General features: G+C 43.3%; 15 protein-coding genes and 1 tRNA gene. 7 read left to right on the top strand and 9 right to left on the bottom strand.

Translation table 11 applies throughout. The annotated features are described in order from the left end of the window. Positions 1–8: 8 nt before the first annotated feature. The 4 genes from DW862_RS03230 to DW862_RS03215 all read left to right on the top strand — a co-directional run bounded on the left by DW862_RS03230 (position 9) and on the right by DW862_RS03215 (position 4,415). Entirely contained in the window at positions 9–1,211 is a 1,203-nt protein-coding gene (locus DW862_RS03230) for a DUF6047 family protein (RefSeq protein ID WP_087306296.1), read from the top strand. Further along, complete coding sequence (locus DW862_RS03225) at positions 1,211–2,083, top strand: hypothetical protein (protein ID WP_004318625.1); 873 nt, start codon at positions 1,211–1,213, stop codon at positions 2,081–2,083. Before DW862_RS03230 ends, DW862_RS03225 begins: the two co-directional genes overlap by 1 nt. Positions 2,084–2,292: 209 nt before the next feature. Next, positions 2,293–4,185: a type IA DNA topoisomerase gene (locus DW862_RS03220; protein ID WP_087306295.1), complete on the top strand. Its 1,893-nt coding sequence runs from the start codon at positions 2,293–2,295 to the stop codon at positions 4,183–4,185. 11 nt (positions 4,186–4,196) lie between these two features. Next, complete coding sequence (locus DW862_RS03215; RefSeq protein WP_004318621.1) at positions 4,197–4,415, top strand: hypothetical protein; 219 nt, start codon at positions 4,197–4,199, stop codon at positions 4,413–4,415. Between the two features lie 34 nt (positions 4,416–4,449). Here the strand turns inward: DW862_RS03215 and DW862_RS03210 are convergent, their stop codons facing one another. Next, entirely contained in the window at positions 4,450–4,857 is a 408-nt protein-coding gene (locus tag DW862_RS03210) for a deaminase (protein WP_004311882.1), read from the bottom strand. A gap of 658 nt (positions 4,858–5,515) precedes the next feature. Here DW862_RS03210 and DW862_RS03200 point away from each other — a divergent pair. Then, entirely contained in the window at positions 5,516–5,683 is a 168-nt protein-coding gene (locus tag DW862_RS03200) for a helix-turn-helix domain-containing protein (RefSeq protein WP_008771129.1), read from the top strand. 5 nt (positions 5,684–5,688) lie between these two features. Then, complete coding sequence (locus DW862_RS03195) at positions 5,689–6,000, top strand: helix-turn-helix domain-containing protein (protein WP_004311879.1); 312 nt, start codon at positions 5,689–5,691, stop codon at positions 5,998–6,000. 65 nt (positions 6,001–6,065) lie between these two features. Here the strand turns inward: DW862_RS03195 and DW862_RS03190 are convergent, their stop codons facing one another. The 3 genes from DW862_RS03190 to DW862_RS03180 all read right to left on the bottom strand — a co-directional run bounded on the left by DW862_RS03190 (position 6,066) and on the right by DW862_RS03180 (position 10,604). After that, the gene (locus DW862_RS03190) at positions 6,066–7,295 is read right to left on the bottom strand and encodes a site-specific integrase (RefSeq protein WP_004311878.1); all 1,230 of its coding nucleotides are present in this window, start codon (positions 7,293–7,295) and stop codon (positions 6,066–6,068) included. Between the two features lie 444 nt (positions 7,296–7,739). Further along, positions 7,740–8,750 carry a 2-oxoacid:ferredoxin oxidoreductase subunit beta gene (locus tag DW862_RS03185; protein ID WP_008642470.1) on the bottom strand — a complete coding sequence of 337 codons (1,011 nt, stop codon included), beginning with the start codon at positions 8,748–8,750 and terminating at the stop codon, positions 7,740–7,742. Between the two features lie 3 nt (positions 8,751–8,753). Beyond that, positions 8,754–10,604 (bottom strand): 2-oxoacid:acceptor oxidoreductase subunit alpha, encoded by a 1,851-nt coding sequence (locus tag DW862_RS03180; RefSeq protein WP_004317185.1) that lies wholly within the window; start codon positions 10,602–10,604, stop codon positions 8,754–8,756. Positions 10,605–10,807: 203 nt separating this feature from the next. Between DW862_RS03180 and DW862_RS03175 the strand changes: the two genes are divergently transcribed. Further along, positions 10,808–10,879, top strand: a tRNA-Arg gene (locus DW862_RS03175). Between the two features lie 173 nt (positions 10,880–11,052). On the opposite strand, the gene secDF is transcribed toward DW862_RS03175, so the two are convergent. From secDF to DW862_RS03150, 5 genes are all read right to left on the bottom strand, one after another. Beyond that, positions 11,053–14,064, bottom strand: coding sequence for a protein translocase subunit SecDF (gene secDF / locus DW862_RS03170; protein WP_004317186.1), 3,012 nt, complete (start codon positions 14,062–14,064; stop codon positions 11,053–11,055). A 165-nt stretch (positions 14,065–14,229) separates the two neighbouring features. After that, on the bottom strand, positions 14,230–16,314 hold the full coding sequence (locus tag DW862_RS03165; protein ID WP_120067290.1) for a M3 family metallopeptidase: 2,085 nt from the start codon (positions 16,312–16,314) through the stop codon (positions 14,230–14,232). A gap of 31 nt (positions 16,315–16,345) precedes the next feature. Next, positions 16,346–17,431 (bottom strand): endonuclease/exonuclease/phosphatase family protein, encoded by a 1,086-nt coding sequence (locus tag DW862_RS03160; RefSeq protein ID WP_120067289.1) that lies wholly within the window; start codon positions 17,429–17,431, stop codon positions 16,346–16,348. Between the two features lie 4 nt (positions 17,432–17,435). After that, on the bottom strand, positions 17,436–18,341 hold the full coding sequence (locus DW862_RS03155; RefSeq protein ID WP_120067288.1) for a rhomboid family intramembrane serine protease: 906 nt from the start codon (positions 18,339–18,341) through the stop codon (positions 17,436–17,438). Beyond that, positions 18,322–18,999: a rhomboid family intramembrane serine protease gene (locus DW862_RS03150; protein WP_049701323.1), complete on the bottom strand. Its 678-nt coding sequence runs from the start codon at positions 18,997–18,999 to the stop codon at positions 18,322–18,324. The genes DW862_RS03155 and DW862_RS03150 overlap by 20 nt, the downstream gene beginning before the upstream one ends. Positions 19,000–19,146: the final 147 nt, after the last annotated feature.

Here is a 19,146-nt window from a genome sequence, read left to right as displayed (position 1 = left end):
TGATTATCATGCCTGCATGGATGGAAAAAATAAAAGATACATTCACCGCTAAAGCGGATTTAAAGAGCCTGTTTATTGTGTTACAGCCGGATAATCAAGTCTCGACTGTCATGGTCGTGTCGTATGTTCCGACGGATAAGGACTCTTTTCAGGTATTTATGGATCTGACCGCCCGGATTGCTATGGATCAGAAAACCATACCGGATAACTTATTGCTGCATTTTGAGGGAATACCTGCTAAAGATATTCCTTTCACCAGCGAACTACCGGCGAAAGACAGTGAGAAAGCCCTCAGTTTCATCGCCTCTTACGGAGGCATCACTGAAAACAACTCCGTACCTTTACGGAAAGCGGCTTATTTGAGAGCATGCCAAAGGGAACTGACGGCAGAGAATATCCGGGATCTGGACTACTCACCAGCTTATAAGTGCTTTATTGCACACGAAGATGCGATGGAGAAGATTGCGGCAGGAAAGCAAGCCAAACAGTTCTACACCATAGCTGAAACGGAACAAGGTGTCCGCGTATTCAATGACGGACTTTCCGGGACTATAAAGTTTCGGGATTACCTGCAATCGACAGCGGACAATTTCTACTCAAGCTCTTTGCAGGATGTGGAGTCATTGAATATTTACCGGATAGAAACCGTCTCCCGCCGGATGCTGGAACTCTCCAACAGGAATCAGACCACCATGCCGCAGGCCGGGATGGAAATTCTGGCGAATTACAAGCCGTCCGTCACTTTCGACATGCATCCTACGGGAGAAAATCTCAACCGGTTTGTCACAGCCAGCGCATTGGAACTCTCTATCCGTAACCGGAACATTATGACACTTCAGGACATAGCAGCCAGAGGATACGCCCATTTACCGGCAGACGAATCGTTTGCCTATAAAAAGGATTTCTTGTTTGTGGAGAAAGGTATCCGTGAGATTACCCGGCAAAAGGAATTGTACCGGGATTATCCTTTCCGGCAGAAGATGGATGAATTACAAAATGCTGCCAGGTCATTGGCGCAAACACTGTTAAACAGGGATGGAGTCCGGAAGAACTATCATCGGGTAAGCCCGCCTGTTGTTGTTTCTAAGAAAGGAGAAGCTCAAACAGCCGAAAAACCGCAAGACAAGCCCGGACTGTCCTGTGGCAATGAAAAGAAAAAGGTCAAGACAAAAACCGCTTCCGTTAAAAAGCAGGCGAAGCCCAAATTATAATGCATATGGAACTGATAAATAATACATTCATTCCCGAAAAAGAGATACCACGTAGCCGCAGGGCTGCCGGAAGGAAAGCATTCCTGCAAACTTTCAGAAACCTGTTTACCAGCCGGAATCATTTCAGGAGATTCATGGATACTTACCGTTTCAACACGATCCGCTGGAGCGCGTCCAACCTCCACGAACCCTCATGGGGAAAACGGATCGGATTATTCTTTCGTACCAAAAATCCAATCGCTATCCTCCGGGATGATTACCGGAGCAATCGCAGTAATCTGTTGAATAAATGGGAAACGTCCAGCCTGAACCGTATCCAGATGGAACTGGTCCGAATGGGTAGTATGCCTATTCAGAATAAGGACAGACATACTTTCAAAGCTCTGAACAGCATTGAAAAGAAAATCAAACAACTGCAGGAATATGAAGGATGTCCCGATATGAGCCATGAAAAGCAGCTTCTGGCAACATACAAGTACATTCTTTCTTCTCCTTTTGACCGGAAGTTCGGAGGATTGCCACCCGATGAGATTTGTGGGATGCTTCAGCAGAACGGACTGTCTGAATCAAACCTTCCTTACCAAAATTACGAAGGAATCCTCCAGGGCCGTGAAACAGTCATGTACGAACTGGCAACCGGAAAGAACGGGGAGAAATACCTCCAACCGGCAGATCAGGTGAAACTGAATGCGGGAATGTCAGGAATCTCAATGGATTTAATCAGCCGTTTTCCGGCAAAGGAAATACCCCTGCCGAATCTGACGGAAAGCATACAAGTATCGGAAAAGAAAGAGAAGCTCTCCATTCCCAAAGAACCGAAGAAAAGGGTACGGAAAGAAAAATCAAAGGTCAAGAGTGTAAAAATTAAATAGTCATTCATATTAAAAAAGAAAGTAACATGAAAACAATTTGTATTTGTGAGAAGCCCTCGGTGGCACGCAGCATTGCCCGGGTCCTGGGCGTAACGGAGAAACAGGAAGGATACTTGAGTGGGAACGGATATGCCGTCACATGAACTTACGGCCATCTGTTGGCATTGGCCCTGCCTCAAGACTACGGCATTGTCCATGTGGAAAAGGAGATGCTGCCTATTATTCCCGACCCGTTCAAACTGGTTGTCCGTCAGATTAAAACCGAAGATGGATACAAGGCTGATCCGACGGCTCTGAAACAATTGGAAGTAATCCGTAAACTGTTGGGTCAGGCTAATCAAGTGATATCCTGTACTGATGCAGGGCGGGAAGGAGAGTTAATTATGAGATATGTGCTTGAATATCTGGGATATCATAAGGAAACCAAACGCTTGTGGATATCTTCCATGACAGAAAAATCGATACGGGAAGGATTTGATAGCCTCAAATCAAGTAAGGAGTTTGACAACCTGTACCGTGCCGCTAAAGCCAGGAGAGAATCAGATTGGGTCGTCGGTATGAATGCCAGCCTGTCTTTGAGCATGGCTGCAGGCAAGAGTAACTATTCTCTGGGAAGAGTACAGACACCGGCACTTGGCATGATTTGCCGTCGATATCTGGACAACAGGGATTTTATAGCCAAACCCTATTATCTGCTACAGCTACGGACAACGAAAGCAGGGAAAGAACTCGTCTTAACCTGTACCGGGAAATATGATACACCGGAAAAACTCGATGTGGACCGTAAAAAAGTGTATGAAGAGACGACAGCCAAAGTGGTGCAAGTGGAGAAGAAAGAGGTTCCAGAAGAAGCTCCGCTACTTTATGACCTGACCGCCCTGCAACGAAGTGCCAATACCAAACTCGGACTGACCGCAGAACAGACGCTGAACATTGCTCAAAAATTATATGAAGGAGGCTACATTTCGTATCCCCGTACCGGATGTAGCTATATCACAGAAGACATCTTCGAACAAGTCCCTTCCCTCATCGGCCTGCTTAAGCAACATCCCCGTTTCACATGGCATGCGGAAAACCTCTGTAACCAGCCTTTAAACCGGCACTGTGTGGACGATAGCAAGATGACGGACCATCATGCGTTAATCATTACGGAGAACTATCCCCAGAGGCTTTCCCTTGACGAGCAGAATATCTATTCCATGATCGCGGGACGCATGTTGGAGGCTTTCTCCGGCAAATGCCTGAAAGAAACGGTATCCGTACAAGCGGACTGTAACGGCGTTCTTTTCGGGATAAAAGGAAGCCAAATCAAAGTTCCGGGGTGGAGAGGCATCTATAACGAACCCAGTGAGAAAGAAGAAGGAAGTCTTCTGCCCGAATTTCAGGAAGACGAAATATTGCCCGTGCTCGGTATTGATACATTGGTCAAGAAAACCAAACCGCAGCCCATATTCACTGAGGCAAGCCTGCTTGCTGCGATGGAAGGTTGTGGCAGAACATTGGACGATGAAAAGGAAAAAGAGGCAATGGAGGATTCCGGCTTGGGTACACCGGCTACACGTGCCGGAATCATCGAACTGCTCATTGCCAGACACTACGTGGAAAGAAACGGACGGTCACTGATTCCCACTCCCAAAGGACTGGAAGTATATGATATTGTAAAAGAGAAGATGATCGCCAACGTGAGCATGACCGGAGGGTGGGAATGCGCCTTGCATGAAATCGAAACCGGCAAAGTTTCCACGGAAACATTTACTCAGAGCATCAATTCCTATACCCAACAAATCACCTCGGAACTGCTTGCCCTGAAACTTAACCATCCGGACTTGCCACATTGTAACTGCCCCAAATGCGGAGCAGAAACGATTATCGTCTTTAACAAGGTCGCCAAATGCAGCGATCCCAATTGTGGGTTCCTGTTATTTAGAACGTTCAACGGCAGGGAACTGACGGATAATCAGATGCTCCTGCTGCTATCGGGGAAACGTACCGGATATCTGAAGTTTACCAGCAAGAAAGGAAAGAAGTATGAGGCATCACTCGAGCTGGATGACAATTACAGGATTGAGATGACTTTCAAGGATAATAAACCTAAAAAATAAAGAAGCGACTTATGAAAAAAGAAATGGAAGAGATACCGGATGAACTGAATCCGGACTTAATGCTGAATACGATTGCTTCCGAACTGCTGATCAAGATAGCCAAAGGGGAGATTGATATCCAGAAGCTGGTCAGGAAACAACTCTCGGACAGGGGAATCGATGACCAACGGAACTGGATAGGACCGGACAAGGCAAGAAAATATTGGGAGAAATATAAGATGCCTGTCTAAACCAAGTCAGTCAGGATAAGAAGATAATTGCAGGTTATTCAATCCGTTTGTAGGCCAGCCTGCAAATACCGGATCTGAAACATTTGTTCCCGGTCATTTCCCATGAGGAAGGACCGGGAATTTCTGTAAACAGACGTATGCCGTCCCCTTGGATATACGGTGCGACAAAAAGGATGATTTCATCCACCAACCAGTATCTGAACATGCTGCTTATAACGGAAATTGTATCCGGAGCCGCTTCTATGAAATAAATACCTTCATTTTTCTTTTTCCATTGTGTCAATGAGATGAAAGATACATCCGGCCCGAGAGTCTGTGTAGCACGTTCCCGTATTTTGGTGAGGCCATATTTGTTCGGATTATCCCACAAAGGGGAAGAAACAGTCCTGTCGAAGAGGTATCCGTCAAGAGTAGTGATTGCAAGTAATTGGAGTTTTGCCATAAGTATAATATTTAACCTATAAATATTATTCGGCAGAAGTATTTGAGAAAGCGTGGCCTTACCCAACTCCAAGACGGAGGTTCTGGTAAACCTATGAATAGTAGCTGTGTAAGCCACGCTATGACAAAGCATAGCATAAGCAATACACAAAAAGCCTCTATTCATTGAAATTTACCAGATTTCCGTCTTGAGACATTCTGCGAATGTTATGTCTATATCTAATTGGAAGGCTATTGCCTGCCATTTAAATCTATATTTCGTTCCAAAGATACTCATATTTCTGATTTCTCCGAAGAAATCCATATCATAAAGAAATGTGGCAGGGCAAAAAAGGAAAAAAGATGAAAGAGTTACCATTTGTATAAGGGATGTCGGATTTCACGACTCCCCCGTTAAATAAAAAGTATAAGAAAAGCTACGCTGACAAAAAATGACTATTAATGACTATTAACGACACTGGAAACTAAACGATTGATTTATAGTAATATTCCCTTTATCTTGCACCCAATTTCATTATTCACAATTTAATTTATAAATCATGGAACTGACAATTATCGAAACAAGTGCTTATCAGGACTTGAAGAAACAACTAAGTATGCTGTCCGTGCAAATGATGGACTTTCAAAAGAAAATAGCCCCCGTAACACCGGACAAGTGACTGGATGCGCAGGATGTGTGCCTGGCTCTCAATATTTCCAAAAGGGCACTGCAGACTTACCGGGATAACGGGCTGATTCCTTATTCTAATATCGGTGGAAAATTCTTTTATAAAGAAGTGGACATCCAGCAAATTCTGGAGGAAGGACTAATCAAAAAAAGAAAATAAAGAGTATGGCAGACATTATCACTAAAGATTCGGAAGAGTTCAAGGAACTTACCGGATGGATCAAACGGACAGGAAAAAATCTGGAGGCTGCTGCGGCACGGATACGTCCGACGATTGCAGACGAACATTATCTGAGTGGAGATGAGGTATGCCGGATGCTTCATGTTTCCAAGCGTACATTACAAACACTACGGGATGAAAAGGCAATACCTTATACCTCAATTACCTCCGTCGGGGGTAAACTGCTCTATCCGGAAAGCGGGCTATACGAGGTACTAAAAAAGAACTATAAAGATTTCAGGCGTTACTTGAAATAAGCAACCTGCCTGAATACGAAAAACACCCTTCAACATTTGCTGAAGGGTGTTTTTTCATACTTATTCTAATTGGCCAAGCGATACACGGAACCAATCTTGTCGCACATCCTATCCGTATCTTCCCCAACCTTCGGATTGATCAGTTCAGCATAGACTTGTGTGGAAAGAATCGATTTGTGTCCTAATACTTTTTGCAAAGTTTCTAACGGCATGCCTTTCAATATAGCCAAAACTGCAAAGGTATGTCTCCCGATATGAGGGGTGATATTTACATTACAATCACACTTTTTCCCTAAAACCTTAAAACTACTTTTCATGGTTTCATAATCACCGACGGGGAAAACGCAATCAGGAGAATCTTTCTTTTTGTTATCACCCTTATACTTTTCTACAAGTTCAATTGCTATAGGTAATAATTTCACGACGTATGCTACGCCTGTTTTTATACGGTTTCCCATGAGCCATGTGCCACCATCAGAATCTGTATGGATATTCTTATAAGTAATTGCTTTCAGATCTGCGAAGGCGAGGCCTGTGAAGCACATGAAAAGTAGCATGTCACGCATAGCCTGCTGACGTTTATACCTCAATTCTACATGTATAAGCCTCTGCAGTTCTTCTTCAGAGAGAAATGAACGTCTTTTATATCCCGGCTTACATCCAAAACCCGTGAAGGGATGAACTTTTATTAAACCTTTCTCTTGAGCGATATGCATTAGCCATTTCATGGTATTAACACGTCCGAATGCTGTAGAACTGGCCGAGCCGCATGTGCCCAACATCCAATTATAATAGTCTTCAATAAAATCTTTGTCAAGTTCATCAAGTGCAATGTCCTCAACATTCTTTTTGTCTTTCAAAAAAAGCAATGCGCTCTTATAATCGGCTACTAAACCAAGATAGGTGCTTTTTGCCTTTTCCTTGCCTACTTTCTCCTTGTATGACTCAAGCTGTTCCCTGAAAAGCTCCATAAGGGTGTGGGAATCTTCTTTAAAACCGACATAGCGGCTATAGACTTTCTTGGCTGTGACAAAACTGTCATGATCGCATATGTATTGGTAATGCTTGGCAATTTGGGCTTTGGCATTATCAAGTTCCTGGTTTAACATTCTAGCTTCTTCGGATTTCCCTTTAGCCCTATTAGCTTTGGCGTCCCATAAAGAAATAGACACCTCCTTCTTACAGCTAAAGCAAGCTGTGGTCTTGTTGATGGTAATACGTCCCATTACAGGTACTTTACCATTCTTAATCGATTGATTTTTAGTGTAAAACAACACTCTGAATGTACTTCTCATAACTCAACTTTTTTAGTTACAAATTTAATTACTGTTGAGGTATTTGAAGTTATGAAGAATAATGCAATATATTGAAAACTAATGCCTTATATCCGATTAGTAGGCAAATTGGAAGAGGTAACAGATAAGTAACATAACTCACTCCCAAATATGCTCTATTTAGCTTTATTCACCACATCCGATTAAAATATTAGTTTTATAACTATTTGAATTTTAATAGGTTTGCACTATATTTGCGCATCTTGAAAAAACACTTTGTTTCTCGGTGAGAAACAAATGGTTTCATGGCATGAAACAAATCACGGCTTGTGGGGTGACGCCCAGTATGCTGTGGGATGACTGAAGATGACCTTTAAGCAAACTTGAGGTGTATTTATAATGAAAGCTGGAGAAAGGGATTGTTTTATCCTTCCTCCAGCTTTTATATTATTGATGAGCAGTGAATTACTTCACTTCCCAAGTATCATTCGTCATCAACAGCTCCTGGAAATTGTGATATTTCTTCTTGCCTTTGATTTCTTCGATTTGTTCAACGACAGCATCGTTGTAAGTCGGAGCGTCTACATCACGGATTACACCGAGTGCAATCGGGAAGTCGGGACCTTCCATCAAAGCCAGCTTCAGTTGAAGCGTATTATCTTGGCAGTGTGCGTCGTGGATAAGGATATCCTTTTCTGTGATACCGTTCTCACCCAGTTTCACTACCTTCAGCCCGAAGCCCTCCTGCATCAATCCGAACTCCTTGTTTTCACCAAATAACATCGGTTTGCCATGTTCCAGATAGATAGCATTCTTGGCACGTCCTTCTTTGGTGGCAACGCTGGCGTGAGTTCCGTCGTTGAAGATCACGCAGTTCTGTAGAACTTCTACAACAGAAGCACCTTTGTGATTGGCTGCTGCTTTCAACACTTCTACAGAAGCGGCACCATCTACTGCAATGCAGCGTGCAAAGAAACGTCCGCGGGCGCCAAAAGCCAGCTCTGCCGGATGGAACGGGTCTTCCACTGTTCCGTAAGGAGATGATTTGGTGACAAGTCCGCGTTCTGAAGTCGGTGAATATTGTCCTTTTGTCAGACCGTAGATACGGTTGTTCAGAAGAATCATATTCAGGTCGACATTACGGCGTAATGCGTGGATGAAGTGGTTACCACCAATTGCAAGGCCGTCACCATCACCGGAAATCTGCCAGATAGTCAAATTGGGATTGGCTACTTTAGCTCCTGTTGCAACAGCAGCGGCACGTCCGTGGATAGTGTGGAACCCATATGTATTTACATAGTAAGGCAGACGGGAAGAACAACCGATACCGGAAATGACGGCAATATCATGCGGAGCTACTCCCAGTTCGGCCATAGCTTTGTGCAGTGAGTTCAGGAAAGCGTGGTCACCGCATCCCGGACACCAGCGTGGTTGGCCTGATTTATAATCTTGTACGGTATATACTTTATCGCTCATCTTTTATTCCTCCAATAATTTAGTGAATGCATCTATCAATTCTCTCGTAACGAAAGGCTGTCCTTTCACTTGGTTGAACTGGCTGATGTTCAATCCGGGCACTTTCATGCGCAAATAACCTGCGAATTGTCCCAGATTCTGTTCAGCTACCACGATTTTCTTGTATTTATGCAATACATCGGCTGTGTTCTTCGGCAGCGGGTTGATGTACTGGAAGTGAACGAAAGCCACTTTCTTTCCATGTTCGCGCATATAGTCCATAGCCAGACGGAGATGACCGTAAGTACCACCCCAACCCACAATCAATAAGTCTGCATCTTCGTCACCCAATACTTCGAGTTCGGGGATATAGTCTGCAATTTTATCCACTTTGGCCTGACGCAGATGAACCATCTTATTGTGGTTTTCGGGTTCGGTAGAGATAGCGCCTGTTTCGTTGCTCTTTTCAAGACCACCGATGCGGTGCATGAATCCTTCAGTTCCCGGAGTAGCCCAGTAGCGTACGCCTGTTTCCGGATTACGTTGGTAAGGAGTCCAGTTGCCGGCCATATCCGGGGTCACATACGGAGGATTGATGGCAGGATATTCATCCAGATTAGGGAGTTTCCATGCGGCAGAACCGTTAGCTACGAAAGCATCAGTCAGCAATACAACCGGAGTCATGTGTTCCAAGGCAATCTTGCATGCCATATAAGCGGCGTCGAAACAGTTGGTCGGCGATGTTGCAGCGATTACAGGCATCGGGCTTTCGCCGTTGCGTCCGTAAAGGGCTTGTAATAAGTCGGTCTGTTCTGATTTAGTAGGAAGACCGGTAGACGGACCGCCACGCTGTACATTGACAATCACCAATGGAAGTTCACCGATTACAGCAAGGTTCATCGCCTCACTCTTCAGGCAAACACCGGGGCCGGAAGTCGTAGTCACTGCCAAAGCACCGGCAAAAGCGGCACCAACTGCAGAAGCACAACCTGCGATTTCATCTTCGCACTGTACGGTTTTGATTCCCAATGATTTATGTTTAGCTAATTCGTGCAGAATATCAGTAGCCGGAGTGATAGGATAAGAACCCAGGTAGAGCCCCAGACCTGCTTTTTCAGCTGCGGCAATCAGTCCGTAAGCGGTTGCTTTATTACCGTTGATATCTGTATAAAGTCCTTTAGATTTCGGAGCTTTGCTTTCAATCTTATAAGTAGAGACAGAAGCATGAGTGTTTGCTCCGTAGTTGAAGCCATCGTTCAATACCTTAATATTAGCTTCTGCTATTTCGGGTTTCTTGGCGAATTTCTCGCGCAGCATTTTTTCAGCAGCAGCAAGGTTACGGTTGAACAACCAGCAAACCAATCCGAGTGCAAACATATTTTTGCAACGGAGAATCGATTTGTTATCCAATCCGGAGTCTTTCAGGCTCTCTTTGCACATGGAAGAGATAGGAACTTCCAATACTTCCTGTTTTATTCCTAATTCTTCAAAGGGATTGTTGGTTTTAAATTGTGCCTTTTCCAAATCTCTGGCTTCGAATGAGTCGGAGTCGGTGATGATAAGTCCTTGCGGTTTACAGAATTTGATTTGTGTTTTCAGTGCGGAAGGGTTCATTGCTACCAATACGTGGCAACGGTCTCCGGGAGTGTAAACCTGTCCGGCACCGATGTGGACCTGGAAACCGGAAACACCGGTTAGCGAACCTTGTGGGGCGCGGATGTCTGCCGGATAGTCAGGGAATGTACAGATGTCATTTCCCACTGTAGCCGACACGTTCGAGAAGATGTTGCCGGCCAGCTGCATACCATCGCCGGAGTCGCCGGAGAAACGTACTACTACTTCCTCCAATTCTTTAACCATCATTTCGTCTGCCATAACTTTAATTACTATATTTAATTTAAAAACTGATTTTACTTTCAATTTGTGAGCGCAAAGGTCGGAAAGTTAATCGAATTATCAAAATAAATCCTACTTTATTGTCCTATTGACGCCAATTATTTGAAATATCTGAAAGGAACCTGCATTTTTATTCTTGTTAAATCGACAGAAACCGTTATCTTTGCAAGCAAATGTGAAGCGGCCTTGTAGTTCAACGGATAGAATAGAAGTTTCCTAAACTTTAGATAGGGGTTCGATTCCCCTCGGGGCTACTACAGAAGAATCTATGAGAGTGGTGTTGTTTTGCTTTCATATTGTATCAAGTTTTAAGTGTAACAATAGCTTCTTTTAAGATGAACGTCTTATAGCTTCTATTTGTTTTAATAATCAATAGAAAAAGCCTCTACCGAATGTTCGGAAGAGGCTTTTCTATTTGTGGAGTTTATTATTCTTCCGTAGCTGGTACTACGACTTTTTTGTTCTTCATCATGTTGTATGCAATCGGAGATGCAATAAACAATGAAGATAATGTACCGATAACAACACCCAGGATCATTGCGAATGCAAAGCTGCGGATTGAATCACCACCAAGGATGAAGATACACAGCAATACGATCAATGTACTTAATGATGTATTGATGGTACGAGCCAGCGTTGTGTTCAGAGAGTCGTTGAACAATACTCGTTTGTCACGTTTCGGATATAAACCGAAGAACTCACGTACACGGTCGAAGATTACCACCTTATCATTAATAGAGTAACCGATAGCTGTCAGGATAGCACCAATAAATGTCTGGTCGATTTCCAGAGAGAATGGCAGGATACCCCAGAACAGTGAATAGGCACCGATAATCATAATGGTGTCGCAACTCAAAGCTACGATAGAACCGATACTGTAAGCAATGTTGCGGAAACGGAGCAAGATATACAAACCGATAGCAAGCAGTGCCAATACTACAGAGTAGATAGCACCTGTCTTGATGTCGTCTGCGATACTCGGACCCACTTTCTGGGAGCTGACGATACTACCGCCTGTGTGATTGTCACGGTCGATGAAAGTTTCCAATGTGATATTCTGAGTCAATACCGGCTTCAAGGTTTCATATAGATATGATTCGATTTCAGAATCTACGTTGTTGCCTTCATCTTCGATACGGTAGTTTGTACTGATACGTACGGTCTTTTTGTCTGTACCGATAGCAATAACGCTTACGTTGGCGTCGCCAAATTTGCTAGAGATCAATTCACGAACTTGTTCCGGTTCTACAGGATTCTCAAATTGTACCTTAAAGTTACGTCCACCAGTGAAGTCGATACTCTGACTCAAACCACGGATGGCAAATGAACCGATACAAACAACGATGATTGCACTGACGATAATAAGGGACTTTTTGTTTGTACCCATAAAATCGAAATGGGTATTGGTCATCAGATTCTTTGAAATCTTGGTTGTGAATGTCAAGTTCAACCACTTGTCTTTGTTCATGAAGTGTTCATAAACAATACGAGTAATGAACACTGCGGTAAAGAAGGATACCAAGATACCGATAATCAATGTCGTAGCAAAACCACGAATCGGACCGGTACCAAAGTTAAACAGGATGATACCTGTGATGATAGATGTTAAGTTAGAGTCGAAGATAGCCGAGAATGCATTTGAATAACCGTCGGCAAGTGCTTTCTTCACACCCTTACCTGCACGAAGCTCTTCTTTTGTACGTTCATAGATAAGTACGTTCGCATCCACAGCCATACCAAGTGACAATACCATACCGGCTATACCGGACATTGTCAGTGCAGCCTGGAAGGATGAAAGAATACCTAGCGTGAAGAAGAAGTTGAGGATTAACGCGCAGTTAGCAACCATACCTGGGATGAAACCGTACATAGAGCACATGTAAATCATCAACAGAATCAGGGCTACAACGAATGAGAAAATACCCGCATTGATTGATTCTTGGCCTAGTGACGGACCAACGATATCTTCCTGTACGATGTGAGCCGGAGCCGGCATCTTACCTGATTTCAATACGTTTGCTAAGTCTTTTGCTTGTTCAGGAGTGAAATGACCTGTAATCTGTGAACGTCCACCTGTAATTTCAGAGTTTACGTTTGGTGCAGAATATACATAGTTATCAAGAACGATAGCAATGGAACGACCGATATTTTGTTTAGTCAACTGTGCCCAGCGGCGTGCACCGTCAGAGTTCATCGTCATGCTGACAGCCGGTTTGCTGTATTGGTCGAATTCATCTTTCGCATCTGTTACTACGTCACCTTCCAACGGAGCTTTGCCGTTACGTTCGGTAGACTTGATAGCGTATAATTCGAAAGTCTGTCCTTTCTTGTCAAATTCAGAAGGAGAAACACCCCATTTCAGACGAAGGTCTTTTGGAAGATCAGCTTTGATTTCCGGCATAGCCAGATATTTGTTGATGTCAGCAGTATCTTTGTAGTTGGCATAACCAATAACGGGACCTTGTCCGCTAGAATTCAACTGAAGTATGGACAGCAAAGGATATTGCTTTTTGATTTCTTCCATATTTGCGGCAGACTTATCTTCAGCAGTTACGTCACCTTTCAGGGCAGCTGCAAGGCTGTCGGCAGCACTTACAGTTTTTTTCTCAACCGGAGTGGCTTCGGTAAGGACTGCTTCAATAGTATCTGTATCAGCTGTTGTTCCTTCAGCTAAAATAACACGCAATTTGGCGTCTGCAGATTGCATGGCAGGGAGAACTTCTCTAGCTGTATAAGTTTCCCAGAACTCCAGATTGGCAGAACCTTGGAGAAGTTTTCTCACACGTTCCGGCTCTTTGATACCCGGAAGTTCCACCATGATACGTCCCATTTTGTCTTCCAGGCTCTGGATGTTCGGCTGAACAACACCGAAACGGTCGATACGGGTACGAAGAACGTTGAATGAGTTTTCAACAGCAGCCTTTACTTCTGCTCTCAGCACTTTTTCAACTTCTGCATCTGATGATTTCTGGTTAACTTTATCTTTCAACTGTTGTGTTGCGAAAAGTTCGGAAAGTTTTGCGTCCGGAGCAATTTTGTGGTATTCTCTGATGAACAGGGTGATAACATCATCCTGACTGTTGACAGCCTGTTTTGCAGCTGTCGCCAATGCGTTGTTGAAAGCTTCGTCAGGCTTGTTGTCTGCCAATGCTTTGATAACATCAGGTACGGAAACTTCGAGGATAACGTTCATACCACCCTTCAGGTCCAAACCTAAACTAATCTCCATCTCACGACATTGTTTCAGTGTCCAGTTCCACAGCATTACTTTCTCGTTAGAGAGAGAGTCGAGGTAGTCTTGTTCCACTTTCGGGTCGCCGTTCGCAATTTCTTTCGCCTTGTTGGTATAATGGCGTGTTACGAAGGAGAAGGAGAGGTAGAACACGCATACCAGCGTGAGTAATACCGCAAAAACCTTTACAAATCCTTTGTTTTGCATTTTACTTTTAATTTATGATGATTACTTTTTTAATTTAATTTTCAGTTAAATTCTGTCGTACACAAGTTCTTTTTGCCGTATACAAGGCTGCAAATATAGTTTTTTTTTCACATTCATGTGTAATAAGCCCTCAAATATTTGATGTTTAAGGGCTTTTTTACTGAATTATTTCATTCCTCTGTTTTTCAGTAGCGGTTCCAAGCTTGGTTCCGCTCCACGGAAATTCCGGTAAAGCACCATCGGGTCTTCGCTGTCGCCCTTCTCCAATACGTTGTGACGGAAGAGGTCGGCGGTGTTTTTATCAAAGATACCATGTTCTTTAAAAGCTTCAAAAGCATCATTGTCCAGTACATTGGCCCATAGGTAGCTGTAGTATCCGGCTGCGTAACCACCAATGATATGATTGAAGTAAGTCACGCGATAACGCGGTGCTATTTCGGGGATGAGACCGAGCTTGTCCATGGCTTCTTTTTCGAAGGCAAGCATGTCTATATTCTTTACATCTGTTACGGTGTGCAGGTTCATGTCGAGGATGGCGGCAGCCAGTAATTCGGTAGTCATGAAGCCCTGATTGAAAGTCTTCTGTTGCAGTATCTTTTCGATGATTTCGTCGGGTATCACTTCTCCTGTCTGATAATGTTTGGCATACATTTTCAGTACTTCCGGTTCAGTAGCCCAGTGTTCATTGATTTGAGAAGGAAGTTCTACAAAATCGCGCACTACATTAGTGCCTGATGTTCCTTTGTATTCACATTTTGTCAGCAGTCCGTGCAGAGCGTGGCCAAATTCGTGGAACAAAGTTTCTACTTCATCCATTGTTAATAGAGAGGGAGTATCGCCTACCGGTTTGGTAAAGCTGCAAACATTGCATACTAACGGACGGGTATCTCCTTGTTGTTCGCGGTAGTTGCTCATCCATGCGCCACCGCTTTTCCCGGAGCGTGGGAAATAGTCGACGTAGAAGATACCGAGTTGCGAACCGTCTGCGTCTTTCACTTCAAAGACTTCCACATCCGGATGATAGGTAGGGATGCCTTCCAGTTTGTTCAGGGTGATGCCATATAGTTTGTTGGCTACGGCGAAAGCACCATCGCGTACATTCTCCAGTTTGAAGTAAGGTTTTGTATCCTCTTCGGACAGGTTGTACTTTTCTTTCCGTAGTTTCTCGGTATAATACCACCAATCCCATGCTTCCACTTTTTCTCCTTTGCCTTCCTTATCCATTAATTTCTGAAGTTCGGTAGCTTCCGCTTTTGCTTTTGGCAGTGCATAGCTCCAGAGATTGTTCAGAAGATCCATTACGTTGTTGGCGTTCTTTGCCATCGTTTCGTCCAGAACGAAGTTTGCATAGCAGTCGAAACCTAATAATTTAGCTTTTTCCAAACGGAGAGAAACGATCTTACGGATATTTTCCTTGTTATCGTTTTCGTCGTTGTTGTTACCGCGGTTGATGTAAGCTTTGTATATTTGTTCCCGAAGCGGGCGATTTTCTGAATATTGCAGGAAAGGCAGGCGGCTGGCATTATGCAGGGTGAATAGCCATTTTCCCGGTTGTCCGGCTGCTTTTGCTTCTTCAGCGGCGCTTTGGCGGAACCATTCGGGCAATCCTGCCAGATCTTCTTCTTTGTCAACGAAGAGTTTGAAAGCATTATTCTCATTCAGTATATTGTTGCTGAAAGTAATGCCGAGTGTAGAAAGTTCCTTGTTGATTTCGCGGAGGCGGGTTTGGTCTTCGGCATTAAGGTTTGCTCCGGAACGGACAAATCTTTTATAAGTCTTGTCCAGCAGACGTTCTTGTTCCGATGTCAGGTTCAGCGAATCCTTCTTTTGATAGACGTCGTTCACGCGCTTAAACAGTTTCTCGTTCAGAGAGATATTATCATCATGTTCTGAAAGAACCGGTGCCAGTTTGATGGAAAGTGCGGTTAGTGAGTCAGTCGTTTCCGCATCTGTCATATTGAAGAAAATGGCGCTCACACGGTCCAGGATAGGTGCGCTGTTATCCAAAGCTACAATTGTATTTTCAAATGTCGGAATTTCCGGACTTTCGATGATAGCTTCGATGTTTTGATTCTGCTCTTCTATCCCTTTCAGGAAGGCAGGTTCATAGTGCTCCAATTTAATCTTGTCGAAAGAAGGAACACCATACTGGGTTTGAAACTCTGTAAAGAAAGGATTGCTTTCTGTTTTCGTAGCACAGGAGTACATCATACAACTTACTGCTAAAATGGTTAGTGTCTTTTTAATCATCATAAGTGTTTTTTATTAGAGTTTTCAGTTCTCATCGTTTACTGATATAGCACCAGATCGGATAGTGGTCTGATGCTTTGATAGACCGGTCTACCGTGCAATTGTAGGCTTTCAGGTTGGGGCTGATCAAGATATTGTCTATGCGGAAATAGAACTTGTTCTGATTGTAGGAAATGCCCAATCCTTTACCGGACTGTGTGAATGCATCGTCTAGTTTTTGAGTCAGGATGCGATGTGTATACGAGATAGAACCGTCGTTGAAATCGCCGCATACGATAGTTGTCGGATATTTACATGCTGCAATGGCTTTAGCCACAGAATCAGCTTGTGAAGCCCGGATAGCCGATGCTTCCGCCAGTTTTCTGATTAATTGCCTAAGTCCGGTTTTTACTTTCTTGGCATTCGGGTCTTTAATCATATCCTCATACATCCCTCTGTCTTCTTTGGTGAGTTTGTTGGATTCCAGGTGGTTGTTGATTAATGTAAGAGTGTCGTTATTTACATTCAATACATATTTCATGGAACCGTTATAATTACTTTCATATTTGATGGGATGTATCGAGAGTATGGGGAACTTGGAGAAACAGGCAAGTTGCACATCTCCTTTCCCTTGTTGGTGGACGGATTGGTAAGGATAGGCTTTCAATGCTTTTTTAATATCCTGTTCCGTCAGGTATTTCTTGTTGGTAGCGGTGTTATATTCTTGCAGACAGATAATATCGGCGTTGCTATCTACAAGATAAGATAATATAGGGTTCTTTCCATCTTTCTTCTCCAGATTGTTGAAACTCATTACGTTATAGGATAGGATTTTGATGCTTCCTTCCGGTATGGTTTTAGTGGTGGAGTTAAAAGGAATATAAGTCCGTATTTGCGGAATACAAATCAGAAAACCGATGGCGGGCAAGAGCGCATAGCGGTAGTTGACGAATGCCCAGAAGCCGATAAAAATCAGATTAATCGTCAGGAATATCGGAAATGCAAGTCCCAAGCTGGAAGCAAGTGGGTTTATTTTCGGGTTAAGGTAAGGGCTATAAGCACTTAATATCAACGTTCCCACGAAGAGAGCGTTGACAGCAAGTATCAGATATGCGACAAATTTGCCAATATGTTCCATTCTTTTATCTTTTGCTTGCGTCGAACAAGCTTTTCTTTTCTTCAGTTGTCAGACTGTCGTAACCGGATTTTTTTAGTTTTTCCAAAATACGGTCCACTTCATCAGACTGTGCTTTTTTGTGGGCATTGTAATCATAATCCTTCTCGCGACCGGTGGCACTGTTTCCATAGTGTACCTTCATTTTCGGTTTCCGTTTCCATGTTTTCTTCTGAAACAAGGAGATGAAACCATCCAGAATCCAGTTGATCCAGGAAGTCAAATCAGTTCCTTTATTTAGGCTGGCAGCAAACCAAAGTCCAGCAAGAGCACCGCCTAGGTGGGCGATATGTCCTCCGGCATTACTTGAAGTGATGGATAATACATCGATTCCGATGACAACCAGTGCCAGGTATTTGAGACGGATAGCGCCGAAAAGAAAAAGTTGCACCCTGTAATTAGGCTCACGATAAGCCGTAGCGGCTACGATGGCTAATACGGAAGCCGAAGCTCCTACCAATGTTGAGCCTACCACTTGCGAACTGAATAAAGGAAATACATTGTAGGCGATCATATACAGTAAACCTCCGCAGATACCTCCCAATACATATAGCCCTCTTAAATGTTTGGCCGAGAAAAAGTAGAGAAACAAACTTCCGAACCAATACAGCCAGAGCATATTGAATAAAATATGCAGGATACCGGCATGCATAAACATATAAGTAAATAGCGACCACGGTTGATGAATAAATCCGATAAAGGATGCCGGTAAGGCAAATATACCGAATATATCGGGGGTATTTACCTCAAAAAGTCGTAGGAAAACGTTAATCAACGTGCCGATCAGAAAGATGCCTACGTTGATATAAATCAGTTGGATGAAAATATTTCCTCTTCTGAATGTCTCCTTTAAATCAGCTATAATATGTCCCATTGTTATTGCTTTTTTTTCTCCAATATAAAATCAGGATCAATCCGAATAGCATTCCTCCCAGGTGAGCAAAGTGAGCGACATTATCTCCGGCGCTATTGGCAAGCCCTGCCCATAATTCAATTGCGGCATATCCTATCACGAAGAACTTCGCTTTGATAGGGAAAGGCAGCGGAAAGATGAACAACCGATTGTTAGGAAACAGCATACCAAATGCCAGCAAAATGGCGTAAACGGCTCCCGAGGCACCTACGGTGGTCATCATGTTCAGATATTGCTCCATAGGGATAACGCCATATCCGATCAAATTCACTTGTGTATGTTGGCTAAGTTCTATCACATATTGAATATATTGCACTCCTTCCTGGATAAGTCCCGCACCGATACCACAGAGAATATAGTAGAAGAGAAAACGTTTGGGTCCCCAGGTTTGTTCGAGAATCGGTCCGAACATGAAAACTGCAAACATATTAAAGAAAATGTGGCTGAATCCGCCGTGCATGAACATATAAGTGATAAGCTGTGCCGGATTAAAGTCACTTGCGAGGAAAAAATGTAATCCCAGATAATTTGTTAAATCCAGGCCGTAACGTTGGGCTACGATTGTCCCGAAAAATACTAGTACATTGATAATTATCAGGTTTTTAGTTACAGTTGGCATCATTTTAATTTCTGAATATTTAGATAATAGACGCAAAAGTACGAATAAATTCTGTTTTAAAGCATGAAAAACGCTTCCTATTAGCTCTTTTTCAATAATTTGCTGCGTTTTTTTTATGTTTTTATTTGATATGTTGTTTTGTTCGGC

This window comes from Bacteroides sp. AM37-9 (assembly GCF_003603455.1).
Lineage (GTDB): Bacteria > Bacteroidota > Bacteroidia > Bacteroidales > Bacteroidaceae > Bacteroides > Bacteroides xylanisolvens.
The sequence above is the reverse complement of the archived record's forward strand: the minus strand, read 5'-3'. Positions and strand labels throughout refer to the sequence as shown.

Bases quoted from the DNA above. Each gene is read 5' to 3' on its own strand.
- DW862_RS03155 (WP_120067288.1), bottom strand. From the start codon at position 18,341: ATGGGACATATTATAGCTGATTTAAAGGAGACATTCAGAAGAGGAAAT.
- DW862_RS03150 (WP_049701323.1), bottom strand. From the start codon at position 18,999: ATGCCAACTGTAACTAAAAACCTGATAATTATCAATGTACTAGTATTT.
- DW862_RS03190 (WP_004311878.1), bottom strand. From the start codon at position 7,295: ATGAGAAGTACATTCAGAGTGTTGTTTTACACTAAAAATCAATCGATT.
- DW862_RS03215 (WP_004318621.1), top strand. From the start codon at position 4,197: ATGAAAAAAGAAATGGAAGAGATACCGGATGAACTGAATCCGGACTTA.
- secDF (WP_004317186.1), bottom strand. From the start codon at position 14,064: ATGCAAAACAAAGGATTTGTAAAGGTTTTTGCGGTATTACTCACGCTG.
- DW862_RS03185 (WP_008642470.1), bottom strand. From the start codon at position 8,750: ATGAGCGATAAAGTATATACCGTACAAGATTATAAATCAGGCCAACCA.
- DW862_RS03195 (WP_004311879.1), top strand. From the start codon at position 5,689: ATGGCAGACATTATCACTAAAGATTCGGAAGAGTTCAAGGAACTTACC.
- DW862_RS03230 (WP_087306296.1), top strand. From the start codon at position 9: ATGCCTGCATGGATGGAAAAAATAAAAGATACATTCACCGCTAAAGCG.
- DW862_RS03180 (WP_004317185.1), bottom strand. From the start codon at position 10,604: ATGGCAGACGAAATGATGGTTAAAGAATTGGAGGAAGTAGTAGTACGT.
- DW862_RS03220 (WP_087306295.1), top strand. From the start codon at position 2,293: ATGCTGCCTATTATTCCCGACCCGTTCAAACTGGTTGTCCGTCAGATT.
- DW862_RS03225 (WP_004318625.1), top strand. From the start codon at position 1,211: ATGCATATGGAACTGATAAATAATACATTCATTCCCGAAAAAGAGATA.
- DW862_RS03160 (WP_120067289.1), bottom strand. From the start codon at position 17,431: ATGGAACATATTGGCAAATTTGTCGCATATCTGATACTTGCTGTCAAC.
- DW862_RS03210 (WP_004311882.1), bottom strand. From the start codon at position 4,857: ATGGCAAAACTCCAATTACTTGCAATCACTACTCTTGACGGATACCTC.
- DW862_RS03165 (WP_120067290.1), bottom strand. From the start codon at position 16,314: ATGATTAAAAAGACACTAACCATTTTAGCAGTAAGTTGTATGATGTAC.